The following is a 14,020-nucleotide window of genomic DNA, read 5'->3' as shown; positions in this document are numbered from 1 at the left end:
CAAGTATCTGAATGAAAACGGTGGAGGATTTGTGCGGTGGGCACACGACAGGCGCGAACCGCATTGCAGGAGGGGAAAGCAAGGGGCCCTGTGGCAGGGCCCCTGGGGGTCAGGGCAGGATCAGGGTAAAGCGGGCACCGCCAAGGGGCGATTCGTCCACCCGGATCTGGCCGCCGTAACTGTGGACTATCTCGGTCACGACCGCGAGGCCAATGCCTTGCCCCGGGGAGCTGTCGGCCCGCACGCCGCGCTGGAAGATCTGCTCCGATTTGGCCGGCTCTATGCCGGGGCCGTCATCTTCCACTTCGATGCGCAGCTGCTCGGCCTGACGGCGCACCGTCACATGCACCTCGCTGATGGCGAACTTGCAGGCATTGTCGAGCAGGTTGCCCATCAGCTCCATCAGATCCCCCTGCTCACCGTGAAACAGGGCGTCGTCATCGAAGTGAAACTGGGTCTGCAGCTTCTTGTGGCGATAGACCTTGGTCAGGCTGGCCAGCAGTTTCTCGATAAGGGGCACCGGCTCAGTGCCTTTGCTGGCGAGGCGCTGGCGGCCGGTGACGGCGCGCCTGAGCTGGTACTGGACCATCTGATCCATGGTGAGGATCTGCTCGTTGATGTTGTCGTGGATGTCGCGCCCGAGCTTGCTCTCCCGGGTGGTCATCTGGATCAGCGCCAGCCGGGTTTTCAGGCTGTGGGCGAGATCGTTGAGGGCGTGCTGGTAACGTTGGGTCTGCTGCCGCTCGTTCTCCAGCAACTGGTTGATGGAGTCGGTAAGGGGCGCCAGTTCCCGCTCGACATCGCTGGAGAGGGCGTCGAGCTTGCCGGCCCGGATCTCGTCGAGCTGGCGGGCGATGGTGCGCAGGGAGCTGAGGCTCCAGAAGGTGGTGAGCACCAGCATGCCCGCGAGCAGCATATAGGCCAGCAGCGCCTGGCGCGCGGTCTGGCTGAGGTAGGCGAGCGCCTGGGCGTGGTAGCGCTTGGCGGAATCTATCATCACCACGTAGTAGGCGGTGGTACCGGTGCCAGGGTTGCGAACAAAACGCAGGCTGTAGACGAAGTAGCTCTCGCCGTTTTGTATGGTGTGCTTCTTGAAGAAGTAGTCGAGATCCATCCCCCCCAGGTACTTCATCAGATCCCCGCAGATGGTCTGCTTGGTGTTGATCACCTCGGGCAGATGCAGGCTGGACCACACCAGGGCGCCATCGGCGCGGCAGATCAGGGTATCGAGGTTGCGATCCCCGGCATTGCGGGAGAGGTGGCCAAGATCGGCGGACTTGTTCTGGGAGGGCTCGGTGGAGGAGAAGAGCTTGGCCAGGTTCTCCTGCATCCGGGCGCTTGCCTTCTGGCTCAACTCCTCGACATGGGCAAGGTAGAGGGCATACACCGCAAAGCTCATGATAAGGGCGATCACCAGCAGCGAGCTGAGCAGCAGCTTGATGTGCAGGGAGCGGCGCAGCAGCTGCACGGGGCGCAGCAACAGGGGGAGCCGCATCAGTTGCACGACAGGTTGAAGATGTAGCCCTGGCGACGGATGGTGGAGATGGGTTGAATCGTCCCTTCCGGATCCAGCTTCTTGCGCAGCCGGCTCACCATCACCTCTATGGTATTGGGGTCCCCTTCGCCGTCGCCGTAGAGCTGATCGAGCAGCTGCTGCTTGGAAACCACCTGACGGGCATTGCGCATCAGGTATTCCAGAATGAGGTACTCGAAGCTGGTGAGTACCGCCACTTCGCCGGCGATGGTCAGCTCCTTGCGGGAGAGATCCAGCTCGTAATCACCGGCCTTCACCCGTGGGGAGATAAACCCGGCGCTGCGGCGCAGCAAAGCGTTGAGGCGAGCCAGCAGCTCGTCTTTCTGGAACGGCTTGACCAGGTAGTCATCGGCGCCCGCCTCCAGCCCCTCGACCTTGTCCTGCCAGTTGCCACGAGCGGTCAGGATCAGGATGGGGAAGGGGATCTGTTGTTCGCGCATCTGGCGGATCAGCTGCAGGCCGTCCATGTCCGGCAGGCCGAGATCGATGATGGCCACATCAATGGGATAGTCAGCGGCGTAGTGCAGCGCAATACCAGCCTGATCCGTGCTGTAGACCTGATTGTCGGCCTCGGTCAGCAGGGAGGAGAGGTGGTGATTGAGCAGCTTGTCATCTTCGACCAACAAAATTTTCATGATATGGGCGGTCATAGGAGGTCCAGGCTGCCAATTAGAAAGGGTTAGTCATGCAGAGTCAATCCGTATCCTAATGCGCCCCGCCTGTATCGGGACTGAATCAGCCCGACTTCAGACTTTTTGTCAACTGGTCGTTTAAACCGAACATGATGCTATTGATGGCATCCAGTCCGGTATCTTGCCGGCGGTTCATGCAGCAAGAGAGGGTGATGGATGAAAGATCAGCCCCGAAGATGGCGCGCCTGCCTGCAAGGCAGGGAGCGTAGCGACCTTCTTTATATCGTCTGGTTCTGCTGGGGAGCGGCCCTGCTGCTCTATGTGCTGGGGTCGGATAACTACTTATGGCCGGTGGCGCCCATGCCGCTGGTTTTGCTCATTTGGTTGATGGAGAGAGTCAGGATGTTTGGACGAAAACGTGCGAGTCAGTCCGGTGACAGCGCATCGGCGGGCACTACCGTGATCGCGGCGGGAGCCCGCTTCAAGGGAGATCTGCTGCTTGACGGTGACCTGGAGGTGCAGGGGCACGTCAACGGTACCATCGAAATTGGCAAGGGGGTGCTGCGCATCATGCAGGGAGGCTTTGTCGAAGGGGAGGTGAGTGCACCCAGGGTCGTCATCAATGGCCTGCTGGACGGCACCTGCAGCTCGCAAGAGGTGGAGATCCTGGAAAATGGCCGGATGCAGGGCGTATTCAAGGGAGGCACCCTCTCCATCTGCAAGGGAGGCAATTTTATTGGCCACTCCCAACCGGCGGAGAGGGCGACCATCGAGCCGCCAAATAACCCGCTGCCCGATAGCAAAAGCGGTAAGCCCAAGGCAAAAGAGCAGGCCCGGGGAGCCGGGGATAAAGTGGCTGAGACGCTTGTCGCGCAGGCTTGAACCGGTTTGCCAGAAAGAGAGAGGGGGCCTTGTTGGCCCCCTCTCTCGTCTGTGCTGATGATGTCAGTCGCGCTGCTGCGGCAGCATCATGGTCAGGGTGTTGTCCTTGCGCACATGGTGGTGATAGAGGGTCGCCGCCGCATGCAGGGCGATCAGGGCATAGCCGATATTGCCCAGGGTCTCGTGTATCTCCTTGAACCACTTCTTGAGTTCGGGATCCGGGGCGACCAGCGCCGGGAGCGTCATGCCGAAGAAGGGGACGGGTTTGCCGCCGGCGCTCAGCAGCAGCCAGCCAAACAGCGGGGTGAGGATGATAAAGCCGTAGAGCGCGATGGGCGCCAGCTTGGCCAGCAGGCTCAGCATGGGTGGCAACTCGGGCACGATGCGGGGCGTCGGGCTGATGGCGCGCAGAAAGAGGCGGACCCACACCAGGGCGAAGATGAGCAGCCCCAGCATGAAGTGCCACTGTTTCATCAGGTCCCGTCCCGGATCTCCCTTGGGGAAGATGTCACGAAATTCGATCAGGGCGTAGACGGCGATCATCAGCAACAGGGTCAGCCAGTGCAGCCCGATATTGAGGGCGCCGTAGCGTTGTTCGGTATTCATCAGCATGATTGGTTTCCTTCAGTGAGAGCGTCACATCCGTGTGGCATAGCCGGGCGCGAGGTCGGGCCGGTTCCATGGGCGGCAAACGGCGGGTGGGTACTGCAGCCGTGGGCGGCCGGGGAGAGGGTAGCACCTGACCACACCGTTTGCAGGGCCATTAGGCGCCCGGGTGCGTGAAATGTTCGTGAAACCGGGCGCTGATGGGGCTCTGTTAGCCTCAGGCGGCTTCGATGGCCAACACCTGGCAAGCGGGTTCGCTGATGCTAAAGCGCACGTTGCAGTCAAACAGTCGCACCCCGTACACCTTGTCATCCGGCTTGCCTTTCTTGTAGGCGGGGCGCGGATCCTGGGTCAGCACCTCGCTCACCAGCTGGCGCAGCTCGGGATGGGCCTTGAGCCAGGGCTGCAACTGCTGCTCCGCCTCTGGCGTGAAGCTCACGCACAGGGGCGGGGTGGGGGCATCCGGGGCGAAACCGCCACGGGCATCCGGCAGGCTGTCGGCATAGGGGATGTAGGGCTTGATGTCGACGATGGGGGTGCCATCGAGCAAGTCCACCGCCCCCAGCTCCAGCCACAGCTTGCCGCGCGAGCGGCCAACCCCGTGCAACTCGACCACGGAGAGGCCGAGGGGGTTGGGGCGGAAGGTGGAGCGGGTGGCAAACACCCCGACCCGCTCGTTGCCGCCGAGGCGCGGTGGGCGCACCGTCGGGTGCCAGCCCTGATCCATCGTCTGGTGAAACACGAAGCTGAGCCACAGGTGGGAGAACTGCTCGATGCCGCGCAGCACGTCCGGCTGATCGTAGGGGGGCAGCAGCTCGAGGCGGGCGCGGGCCGATTTGACCAGACCGGGCTGGCGCGGGATGGCGAACTTCTCCTTGTAGGGAGAGCGGATGATACCCAGGGTGTCGATTTCGAACTTCATGGCGGATCCTGACTGAAAACCCGGGCAATTTAGCACAACCGGCCCCAAAACGCAGGCATGACCCGATAGCATCCCTGCGCGTCTGCTGCCGTGATCCCCGTCCCATCCCGGCGCTGCGCAGGCTGTGTCTGGCTGCCAAGTTGCGTAGGGTAGGGGCAGACAAGGAGCCGGCAGGATGGCGGCGCGGTCAGTTTGCGCAACATCAGCCGCAGAGGATGAACAGATCGGTGGGGAGACGGGAGCGCCTGTGCCGATCAGGAGGGACATGGATGAAATTGCTGATCATCGGCGGCACCGGATTTCTCGGCCGCCATCTCACCGCGCTGGCACTGGACTGGGGGCACGAGGTGACCCTGTTCAATCGCGGCCACTACCAGCATCCGGACTGGCGGGATCTGGTTCAGCTCACCGGCGATCGGGACCGGGATTTGAGTGCGCTGCAAGGGGATGGCCTCTACTGGGATCTTGTCATCGACACCTGTTGCTACCACCCGGAGCAGGCGGCGCGCCTCTCGGCGGCCCTGCTCGGGCGCTGCGAGCGGCTGATCTTTATCTCCACCATCAGCGTCTATCGCGACTTTGCCCAACCAGAGATGGATGAGTCGGCGCCCCTGCACGAGATCAGCAAGGATGAATTCCCCACCGACTATGGTCCGCTCAAGGTATTGTGCGAAGCTGAATATCGTGCCCGCTGGGGGAAGCGGCTCTGCATCCTGCGTCCCGGTGTGCTGTGCGGCCCCTTTGACTCTACCGGGCGCATGGCCTGGTGGGTAAAACGGGTGCAGCAAGGGGGGCCCTGGCTACTGCCGGGGGATGGGCAGGATCGCTTGCAGTATCTCGACGTGCGCGACTGCGCCGAGTTTGCCCTGCGAGCCGCCGAGCGTCAGTTGGGGGGCGTCTTCAACCTGGTCAAGCCCGGCATCACGCTGGCGGACTGGGTGGAGCGGCTGGCTGCCAGGCTGATACCGGCCAAGGTGCTACAGCCCGAGTGGATGCCCTGGCAAGAGATGCTGGCGGCCGGGGTCGAGCCCTGGCAGAGCTATCCCACGCTTTTGCCCAACGGGCTGGCTGAGTATGCCGGCTATGGCCGCATCAGCGCCGAGGCGGCCATCGTGCAGGGGCTCAACTTCCGTCCGCTGGAGGAGACCGCCATCGATCTGGCCCATTGGCTCGCCGACAATGGGGCTGTGCCTTTGGACGGGATGACGACAGCAGAGGAGGCGGCGCTGCGCCAGCGCCTCAGCGTGACGCAATAGCGTTTGCCATGAAACCGGACCCATGCAAAAGAGGGCATCCTGCGGGATGCCCTCTTTATTTCGGGATGCTGATGATGGTGCCCAAGTGCTTGCTTATGGGCGCAAGCTGGCGCCGGCGGCGACCAGCAGCTCCTTCAAGATGGTGCGATGGCAGCGGGACTCCTGCTCGCAGTAGCAGCCCACCGACAGGTTGGTGGTGTGGGAGAGGGCGGCCAGGAGCGCCAGATCGTGTCTGGCGGCGGGCGTTGCCATCTCGGCCTTGTACTGCTTGCAAAACGCCGCCCACTGGGCCTGTGTCTCGGCGCCCTGACCCAGCTTCATGGTCTCGCTGCTGGGGGCAAGGTTGGGGAACCAGACGTCATACCAGTTCTGGCTGGCAAACTTGTCTTTGGGCACCCCGCGAGGTGGGCGGCGCACGGTACCCACCCGCAACCCCTCATCAGGGAGGCGGGGAGTGCCGAGGCGGACGATAGCCAGCGCCATGGCTTACTCCTCGGCGACTTTCAGTGCCTGGCCGTAGCAGATCACCTGCTTCAGGCAGCCCGGGGTGTCGCTGAATTCGGCGCACTTGTCGATGGTCACGCCATTGCCACCCATGTCGGCGGCGTGACGGCGGGCCTGGGTACGGGCATCGCCAGCATTGGGCTGCGGCTGGTTGGTATCGGCCTGGCAGGACTCCCCCTCGACGGTGCCAAGGTAGAGATAGTTGAGGTCGGCCAGCTCGTTTTGTTCGTAAATACGAACGCCGCCCGGCTTGAAATAGTCGTCGAAGTTCTCTTTATCCAGATTGCTGTTGAAGGCGTAGTTGGCACAGCCGGAGGCAATCAGGGGCATCATCAGGATCAGGCGTTTCATATCAGAATCTTGTCGAATAAGGAGAGGACATTATAGGGGCCAGTCGTCGGTGGCGACCAGCCCCCTCTCGCGCCACGGCGTCAGGGTGTGACCCCGGTCAGACCGGTGCCAGCCGCTGGTGCAGGCTGCGGTAATAATCGTCGGCCAGCAGGGCCTGATGGGGGGCGCACAGGCGGATCTGGCCCTCTTCCATCAGGGCGATCCTGTCCATCCGTTCCAGCCCCAGCAGGCGGTGGGAGATGAGCAGCAGGGTGCGATCCGCCCCCAGCTCGAACAGCAGCGCCATGATCTCCCGCTCGGTCTGGCTGTCGAGCCCTTCGGTCGGCTCGTCCAGCAACCAGAGTGGGGCGTCGTGCAGCAGGGCGCGGGCGATGCCGATGCGGCGCCGCTCACCGCCGGAGAGCGGTCGGCCGCCATCCCCGAGCCAGGCATTGAGGCCGGTATCGCTGAGGCCTTCGTCATCCTCCAGCAGGTTGCCAAGGCCGACCCGGTTCAGTACCTCGACCAGCTGTTCGTCGCTCGCGTCGGGGGCGGCGAGCTTGAGGTTGCCGCGCAAGGTATCGGCAAACAGGTGTACCCGCTGGCTCACCACCGAGATGGAGGCGCGCAGCGCCCCTTCGCTGTAAGCGGTCAGCGGCTTGCCATCGAGCAGGATCTTGCCCGCCTGCGGGCTCCATTCGCGGGTCAGCAGTCCCATTAGGGTGGACTTGCCGCAGCCGGTCTGGCCCAGCAGCGCCAGCTTCTCGCCAGCGTGCAGCTGCAGGGTGCAACCGCGCAGCACCGGATGGGGGTTGCCGGGGTAGCCGAAATAGAGGTCGTTGATCTGCAGGGCGCCCTGGGGAGCGTGACGCTCCTCATCCCCCCATTCGGGAGCCTTGGCCTCCTGCAGGATCTCGTTGAGGCGGCGGGCCGAGGTGAGGCTGGTGGAGAGGTGCTGGAAGGCGCCGGCGAGCGGCATCAGGGCCTCGAAGCTCGCCAGGGTGGCAAACACCATCAGCGCCGTGATGGGATCCGGCGTCGCTCCTGCCACACCATGGCCTGCCAGCCACAGCATCAGGGTCAGGGTCCAGCCGCTGAGCAGCTGCACCGAGGCATTGGCCAGTCCGCTCACCCTGGCCATGCGGGCCTGGGCGCGCAGCAGGGCCTGTTCTGCCTGTTGCAGCTCGCCAAGGGCCTTGGGAGCGGCGGCGAACATCTGCAGCTCGGCCTGACCGTCCAGATAGTCCACCATGCGGGTACGCAGACTCGATTTTTCGGCAATCAACGCCTGCCCGGGCTTGCGGCCGAGGAAGTAGAACACCAGCGGCAGGGCAATCATGCCAAACAGCAGGATGGCGCCCAGGGTGAGGGCCAGCTCGCTGTCAAAGAAGGAGAGGAAGAGCACCAGGCCGGCGCTGCTGAGCAGGGCCGCCCCTATGGGGGTGAGCAGGCGCAGGTAGACGTGGTCCATCGCATCGATGTCGGCCACCAGGCGGTTGAGCAGATCCGCCTGGCGAAAACCGGCCAGGGCGCCGGTGGCAAGGGGCGAGAGCTTTTGCCAGAACCAGACCCGCAACCGGGTCAGTACCCGGAAGGTGGCATCGTGGCTGACTACCCGCTCACCCCAGCGTCCGGCGGTGCGGATGATGGAGAAGAAGCGCACCCCGCCTGCCGGCGTCATGTAGTTGAAGTGATCGCGGGTGGCGACCGCCATCCCCGCCACGGCGGCGGCGGAGAGGAACCAGCCGGAGAGCGACAAGAGCCCCATCCCGGCCGCCAGGGTGACCAGCGCCAGCAACAGACCGATGGAGAGGCTGAGCCAGTGCTGGCGGTAAAGGCGCAGAAACGGCAAGAGATCAGTCATCGAGAGAACCCTCGTTACGTTGGGACAGCAGGCGGGCAAAGGGCCCCTGCGCGGTACTGAGTTGCTGGAAGCTGCCTTCTTCCACCAGCTTGCCGCGCTCCAGCACCAGGATCTTGTCCATCTTGGTGAGCTGATCGAGGCGGTGGGTGATCATCAACAGGGTCTGATCGGCCATGGCCTGCTCCAGCGTGGTCATGATGGCGCGCTCGGAGTGGCGATCCAGGCTGGCGGTGGGTTCATCCAGCACCATTAGCTGGGTGGATTTGAGCAGGGTACGGGCCAGCGCCAGGCGCTGGGCCTGACCGACGGAGAGGCCTCCGGCCTGATCCCCCACCGGATAGTCGAGCCCCTTCTCCATGGCAAATTCCCACGCCTGGGCCCGTTTCAGGGCATCTTCCAGCTCGGCGTCGCTGGTCGATGGCTTGGCCAGCAACAGGTTATCCCGCAAGGAGGCGTGGAACAGCTGGGGGTTTTGGGAGAGCCAACCCAGTTGCAGGCGCCACTGGCTCATGTCGAGGGTAGCCAGCTCCTGGTCGTTGACCTTGAGCTCGCCACGATAGGGGGCAAAGCCGAGCAGGGCGTTGACAAGCGAGCTCTTGCCCGCGCCGCTGACACCGATAAGGGCGGTGCGTGAACCCGCTTCCAGGGTGAAATCGATGGGGCCGACCAGCACCTTGCCCTCGGCGCTCAACACCTCGAGGGCGCGCGCCTCTACCCGGATGGGGTTGTCAGCATGGAAGGGCGCGTGACCGGAGGCCGGTTCACTCACTTCGGCCTCGAGAAATTCCAGCAGCTGTTCGGCGGCGCCGATGGCCTGCGCCTTGGCGTGATAGTGGGCGCCAAGCTCGCGCAGGGGCGCGTAGAACTCGGGGGCGAGGAACAGCACGAACAGGCCGGTAAAGAGGGTTACCTTGTTGCCATAGTGGCCGAAGTTCAGGTGATCGATATAGGAGAAGCCAAAGTAGACGGCCACCAGAGCCACCGAGAGGGCGGCAAAGAACTCCAGCACGGCGGTGCTGAGAAACGCCAGGCGCAGCACCTCCATGGTGCGCTCGCGAAAATCTTCCGAGGCATCGCGAATGGCTTCCCCTTCCGCCTGGGTGCGCATGAAGAGCTGCAGGGTGCGCAAGCCCTTGAGGCGATCGAGGAAGTGGCCGGAAAGACGGGCCAGTGCCTGGAAGTTGCGGCGGTTGGCATCGGCGGCGCCGACCCCCACCAGGATCATGAAGACCGGAATAAGCGGCGCCGTACCCAGCAGAATAAGGCCCGCGGCCCAGTTGACCGGGAACACGGCCACCAGGATCACTAAAGGTATAAAGACGGCGATAGCCATCTGCGGCAGATAGCGGGAGAAGAAATCCTGCATATTTTCAATCTGTTCCAGCAGCAAGCTGGCCCAGCTGCCGGCCGGGCGGCGCTGGATATAGGCAGGGCCGAGCCGGCCGAGGCGGGTGAGCACCAGCTCGCGGATGGTCTGGCGCACCGCGCTGCCCGCCTGGAAACTGGCCACCTCGCGACCATAGGCCAGCACCGCCTTGCCGAGGGTCACCAGCAGCAGGGTAATAAAGAGCGGGATGGATTGCTCCGGAGTCGACCCTTCGATGATGAAGCCATGCAACAGGGTCGCCAGCAGCCAGGCCTGCGCCACCATCAGCACGCCCTGGCCCAGGCCAAATGCGATGGAGAGGCCGATCCAGCGGCGACCGTGACTCGATTGCTTGCGCAACCAGCCATAGAGACGTTTTTGCGTTTTTTTATCCATTACCACCATCCTCGCGTCGAGTGGCGCAAGACTATCCTTGCCGTTTGGCCTTGGCAACCTTGTAAATTATCTGTGTTCTAAATGTTTGGCTGAAAAAGCAACCGCCTGTTCAATCCTTGTCCGAACAGATTGATTTATTGAAAAAATTGACGGAGGTAGCATTGCGCTCGGCGGCAAAATGCATATAGTAGGAGCCCTGACGCGGGTGTAGTTCAATGGTAGAACGGTAGCTTCCCAAGCTGCATACGTGGGTTCGATTCCCATCACCCGCTCCAAATTCCAGATGGCAGCCAAGACGGTTGTCACTCCAGCCAACAGGCTGTCTGTCGTGGGTCTTCCCTCACACCAGAACGAGTTTTGATGCCAGGCGGGCATCGTATAATGGCTATTACCTCAGCCTTCCAAGCTGATGATGCGGGTTCGATTCCCGCTGCCCGCTCCAGCTTCCAGTCAAAAGCCCACTCCTGCGAGTGGGCTTTTTGCTTTCTCTTCCATTGCTTCCAGACTTCACTGCCTGCCTTTTGGTCAGGGTGAACTATTTCCACTGATTGCTAGGTGGCGAAGGGATGAAATCCGTAGCGAAGAAATGAAAAAGGCGCCGAGGGCGCCTTTTCCGAATGCGTTGCAAAGAGCCTTATTCCTGCTCCAGCTCGCCACAGAAGCGGTAGCCTTCGCCATGGATGGTGGCGATGATCTCCGGGGTGTCGCCCACGCTCTCGAAGTGCTTGCGAATGCGGCGGATGGTCACGTCCACGGTACGGTCGTGGGGCTTGAGCTCGCGGCCGGTCATCTTCTTGAGCAGCTCGGCACGGGTCTGGATCTGGCCCGGGTTTTCGCAGAAGTGCAGCATGGCGCGGAACTCGGAGCGCGGCAGCTTGAACATGTCGCCGGTGGGGCTGACCAGGGCACGGCTGTTGATGTCCAGCGCCCAGCCGTTGAACAGGTAACGCTCGACCAGCTTTTTCTCTTCGCCGCCAGCGGCCACATTCATGGTGCGGCTCAGCAGGTTGCGGGCACGGATGGTCAGTTCGCGCGGGTTGAACGGCTTGGTGATATAGTCGTCGGCACCGGTCTCCAGACCCAGGATCTTGTCCACTTCGTTGTCGCGGCCAGTCAGGAACATCAGGGCGATGTTGTCGTTTTCACGCAGTTCACGGGCCAGCAACAGGCCATTCTTGCCCGGCAGGTTGATGTCCATGATCACCAGATTGATGGTGTGGGAAGTGAGGGCCTGGTGCATCTCGTCGCCATTGTTGGCCTCGAGCACGACATAACCTTCAGCCTCAAAGATGCTTTTCAGGGTGTTACGAGTGACCAGTTCGTCTTCGACGATCAGAATGTGTGGTGTTTGCATGAAAATTCCCAGATTCTTATCAGTTAATTATCTTAAATTTAACACTCTTTGGCGTATCAAGCCGAATTCCTGACTGATCCTGAAAATTAATTACGTCATCCTGGGTATGAGAGTCAGGTCGGAATATCGCGAATTTGGCATCAGCATTGGCAAACATCCCTGTGCCACATTTTGGCTCCCAACAAATCTGATAAAGAGAAGCCTGGAAAGGTCATCCATGACGGAAAGTTGCGGTATTTTATCAGTTAACAGGAGCATAACAACACTCTTTGCTGTCAGATAGCAACTTTTTAACTCTGTTTTGATATAGGTCAAACCCCAAGTTCACAGCATGATACTTGGCCTGATGACGATTTTTACCCCTATTAAATGTAATGGAATGTAACATGTGATTGACATGATTTTGTGGGAAAACTACAAGAAAATCCGCTTTATTGCGCCATTTGAGCCGCCTCCCTGGCCTGCTTATGCCATCATCACCGCCTGGAATCCGGCCAGTCAGCCGGTGAGTGAACGACGCAACCTGCGCCGTGAAAGAGCCTTGTGGCGACAACTGAAAGGGGAGAGCATCGCCGGCCCCTTGTGGGGATCTTCTCCTGATGAGCAGTGGCGCGAGTCATCGTTGGCGGTAGCGTTGCCGCTGGCGCGGGCCTGCGAGCTGGCGATCCGTTTCGGCCAGAATGCCCTCTACTGGGTAGAGGAAGGGCTGCTTTGGCTGGTACCAGTATTGATTGAAAACACAGCAGTTTGTTTGGGCAATATTGAATCCTACTGGATTGCCAGAATGCCAATCCGATGAAAGAATGAACACCTTCATGCATCTGAAAGGAATCAAATCATGCTGGATTTACTGCCCGACCTCTGCGATCAGCACGGTGATGTGCTGCAAGTGGCCGACCCCGTGTTTCAGGATTTTGGCGGCAAGGATATTTTTTACGGCCGCGCCGTTACCCTCTCCTGTTACGAAGACAACAGCTTGGTGCGGGAGCTGGTGACGCGCCCTGGCCAGGGGCAGGTGATGGTGATCGACGGTGGCGGCTCCTTGCGCCGCGCCCTGCTTGGGGATCAGCTGGCCATCAAGGCGGTGGAGCAGGGGTGGGAAGGCATTTTGATCCACGGTGCCGCGCGGGATGTGGGGACTCTGGCTACCCTGGCGCTCGGAGTCAAGGCGCTGGCGGCCTGTCCGGTCAAGACCGAGAAGCGGGGACTGGGAGAACTCGGCGCCGTGGTCAGTTTTGCCGGAGTGACCATTCACGAAGGGGATTATGTCTACGCGGATCGCAACGGCGTGGTAGTGAGTGCCACACCGCTGCTCTGACGATCAGAAGGTAAAGCCGACTCCCAAAGTAAGTGCCTGCTCGGCTGTAAAGGCGCCAATGCCATAGTTGGCGGTGAGGGAGAGTCTGGGGGTCAGCAGCAGGCTGGAGTTGAGTTCCAGCAGGGTGCTCTCTTGGTCGAGTGCCAAGTGGGTGATCTGGCTGCCAATATGGATGGAGGGGGAGAGCTGGTAGCGCACCCCCGAGCTCATGTTGAAGCCGGATTGGCGGTTCTGATCCGCCACCGCCGGGCCTGCCTCCATGAAAACTGTCATATCGTCCATCACCGGGTACTGATAGCCGCTGTTGACCAGCCAGAGATCAAAACTGTCGCTGTGATGAGCCTGCTGATTGAGCAGCACCCCGGAGTAGCTCTTCATGTAAAGCGCGGGATCCGACTCCTGCTTGAAGAGATCCCAGTCGGCGGCCTGAACGGCCATGCTGGCGCAGGATGCAAGCAGCGTGATGATGAGCGATCTGACCATTCGTTTCCCCTCCATGGGTCCGGAACTGGATCCAAGCATGGCACATGCCAGCTGTTAGTAAAGGGGACTCGGATCACAATAAATTTCGTTGGCCTGAGTCCCATACCGTGGTAAACAGGCGGTCGAATTGATGGTTCTAATCATTAAGAGGTGAATTCATGAGCAAGAAGCTGATATTACTGGCCGCTCTGGCCCTGGGAGGCTGCGCCGTGGCAACGGGTTCCAACATGGCTCAACTGCAGGCATCCGATTGGCAGTTGCAAGGTGCAACCGGCGATACCTTCACTTTGCATGTTGCAGACGGCAAGGTGGCGGGCAAGGGCGCCTGCAACCGCTTTTTTGGCGCCATCACCAAGCAGGGTGACGGTGTTCTGGCGCTGGGCCCCATGGGGGCTACCCGCATGATGTGCATCGGGGATCAGATGGGCAAGGAGATGGAGTACCTGCAGACTCTGGAGAAGGTTGCCAGCTACACCATCAATGGCAACCAGCTTACCCTGAGCGATGCCAACAAGGCGGAGCTGCTAACCTTCAACGCCGTGCCGGCCAAGTAACGACGCCGGTTTTTCGGCC

General features: G+C 61.3%; 15 protein-coding genes and 2 tRNA genes. 7 read left to right on the top strand and 10 right to left on the bottom strand.

Features of this window, described 5'->3' with window-relative positions:
* Positions 1-109 precede the first annotated feature (109 nt).
* Together BN1123_RS13935 and BN1123_RS13930 are read right to left on the bottom strand one after the other, a co-directional pair.
* Positions 110-1,495: an ATP-binding protein gene (locus BN1123_RS13935; protein WP_042027680.1), complete on the bottom strand. Its 1,386-nt coding sequence runs from the start codon at positions 1,493-1,495 to the stop codon at positions 110-112.
* The gene (locus tag BN1123_RS13930) at positions 1,495-2,169 is read right to left on the bottom strand and encodes a response regulator (RefSeq protein WP_042028195.1); all 675 of its coding nucleotides are present in this window, start codon (positions 2,167-2,169) and stop codon (positions 1,495-1,497) included. The genes BN1123_RS13935 and BN1123_RS13930 overlap by 1 nt, the downstream gene beginning before the upstream one ends.
* A gap of 399 nt (positions 2,170-2,568) precedes the next feature.
* Between BN1123_RS13930 and BN1123_RS13925 the strand changes: the two genes are divergently transcribed.
* Entirely contained in the window at positions 2,569-3,048 is a 480-nt protein-coding gene (locus BN1123_RS13925; protein WP_223378539.1) for a bactofilin family protein, read from the top strand.
* Positions 3,049-3,111: 63 nt separating this feature from the next.
* Here BN1123_RS13925 and BN1123_RS13920 read toward each other — a convergent pair whose 3' ends face one another.
* Positions 3,112-3,660 carry a cytochrome b gene (locus BN1123_RS13920; RefSeq protein ID WP_042027676.1) on the bottom strand — a complete coding sequence of 183 codons (549 nt, stop codon included), beginning with the start codon at positions 3,658-3,660 and terminating at the stop codon, positions 3,112-3,114.
* Between the two features lie 211 nt (positions 3,661-3,871).
* Positions 3,872-4,576: a tRNA (N6-threonylcarbamoyladenosine(37)-N6)-methyltransferase TrmO gene (tsaA, locus tag BN1123_RS13915; protein ID WP_042027674.1), complete on the bottom strand. Its 705-nt coding sequence runs from the start codon at positions 4,574-4,576 to the stop codon at positions 3,872-3,874.
* A gap of 269 nt (positions 4,577-4,845) precedes the next feature.
* On the opposite strand from tsaA, the gene BN1123_RS13910 reads away from it, so the two are divergent.
* Positions 4,846-5,832: an NAD-dependent epimerase/dehydratase family protein gene (locus tag BN1123_RS13910; protein WP_042027673.1), complete on the top strand. Its 987-nt coding sequence runs from the start codon at positions 4,846-4,848 to the stop codon at positions 5,830-5,832.
* 93 nt (positions 5,833-5,925) lie between these two features.
* Here BN1123_RS13910 and BN1123_RS13905 read toward each other — a convergent pair whose 3' ends face one another.
* The 4 genes from BN1123_RS13905 to cydD form a co-directional block, all read right to left on the bottom strand.
* Positions 5,926-6,315, bottom strand: a complete 390-nt coding sequence (locus BN1123_RS13905; protein WP_042027672.1) for a DUF488 domain-containing protein — start codon at positions 6,313-6,315, stop codon at positions 5,926-5,928.
* Between the two features lie 3 nt (positions 6,316-6,318).
* Positions 6,319-6,687, bottom strand: coding sequence for an Rcs stress response system protein RcsF (gene rcsF, locus BN1123_RS13900; RefSeq protein WP_026456265.1), 369 nt, complete (start codon positions 6,685-6,687; stop codon positions 6,319-6,321).
* A 97-nt stretch (positions 6,688-6,784) separates the two neighbouring features.
* Positions 6,785-8,530 (bottom strand): heme ABC transporter ATP-binding protein/permease CydC, encoded by a 1,746-nt coding sequence (gene cydC, locus BN1123_RS13895; protein WP_042027671.1) that lies wholly within the window; start codon positions 8,528-8,530, stop codon positions 6,785-6,787.
* Complete coding sequence (gene cydD, locus BN1123_RS13890; RefSeq protein WP_042027669.1) at positions 8,523-10,292, bottom strand: heme ABC transporter permease/ATP-binding protein CydD; 1,770 nt, start codon at positions 10,290-10,292, stop codon at positions 8,523-8,525. The genes cydC and cydD overlap by 8 nt, the downstream gene beginning before the upstream one ends.
* Positions 10,293-10,493: 201 nt before the next feature.
* Here cydD and BN1123_RS13885 point away from each other — a divergent pair.
* A tRNA-Gly gene (locus BN1123_RS13885) sits at positions 10,494-10,567 on the top strand.
* A 92-nt stretch (positions 10,568-10,659) separates the two neighbouring features.
* A tRNA-Gly gene (locus BN1123_RS13880) sits at positions 10,660-10,734 on the top strand.
* A gap of 192 nt (positions 10,735-10,926) precedes the next feature.
* Here BN1123_RS13880 and arcA read toward each other — a convergent pair.
* Positions 10,927-11,646, bottom strand: a complete 720-nt coding sequence (arcA, locus tag BN1123_RS13875; RefSeq protein WP_042027668.1) for a two-component system response regulator ArcA — start codon at positions 11,644-11,646, stop codon at positions 10,927-10,929.
* A gap of 397 nt (positions 11,647-12,043) precedes the next feature.
* On the opposite strand from arcA, the gene BN1123_RS13870 reads away from it, so the two are divergent.
* Positions 12,044-12,445, top strand: coding sequence for a DUF3293 domain-containing protein (locus BN1123_RS13870; RefSeq protein WP_082037557.1), 402 nt, complete (start codon positions 12,044-12,046; stop codon positions 12,443-12,445).
* 39 nt (positions 12,446-12,484) lie between these two features.
* Positions 12,485-12,964 carry a putative 4-hydroxy-4-methyl-2-oxoglutarate aldolase gene (locus BN1123_RS13865; RefSeq protein WP_042027665.1) on the top strand — a complete coding sequence of 160 codons (480 nt, stop codon included), beginning with the start codon at positions 12,485-12,487 and terminating at the stop codon, positions 12,962-12,964.
* 3 nt (positions 12,965-12,967) lie between these two features.
* Here BN1123_RS13865 and BN1123_RS13860 read toward each other — a convergent pair whose 3' ends face one another.
* Positions 12,968-13,447, bottom strand: coding sequence for a hypothetical protein (locus tag BN1123_RS13860; protein WP_042027664.1), 480 nt, complete (start codon positions 13,445-13,447; stop codon positions 12,968-12,970).
* A gap of 158 nt (positions 13,448-13,605) precedes the next feature.
* Here BN1123_RS13860 and BN1123_RS13855 point away from each other — a divergent pair, with 158 nt between their 5' ends.
* Positions 13,606-14,001, top strand: a complete 396-nt coding sequence (locus tag BN1123_RS13855) for an META domain-containing protein (protein WP_042027662.1) — start codon at positions 13,606-13,608, stop codon at positions 13,999-14,001.
* Positions 14,002-14,020: the final 19 nt, after the last annotated feature.

It is taken from the genome of Aeromonas enteropelogenes (genome assembly GCF_000819845.1).
Lineage (GTDB): Bacteria > Pseudomonadota > Gammaproteobacteria > Enterobacterales > Aeromonadaceae > Aeromonas > Aeromonas enteropelogenes.
The sequence above is the reverse complement of the archived record's forward strand: the minus strand, read 5'-3'. Positions and strand labels throughout refer to the sequence as shown.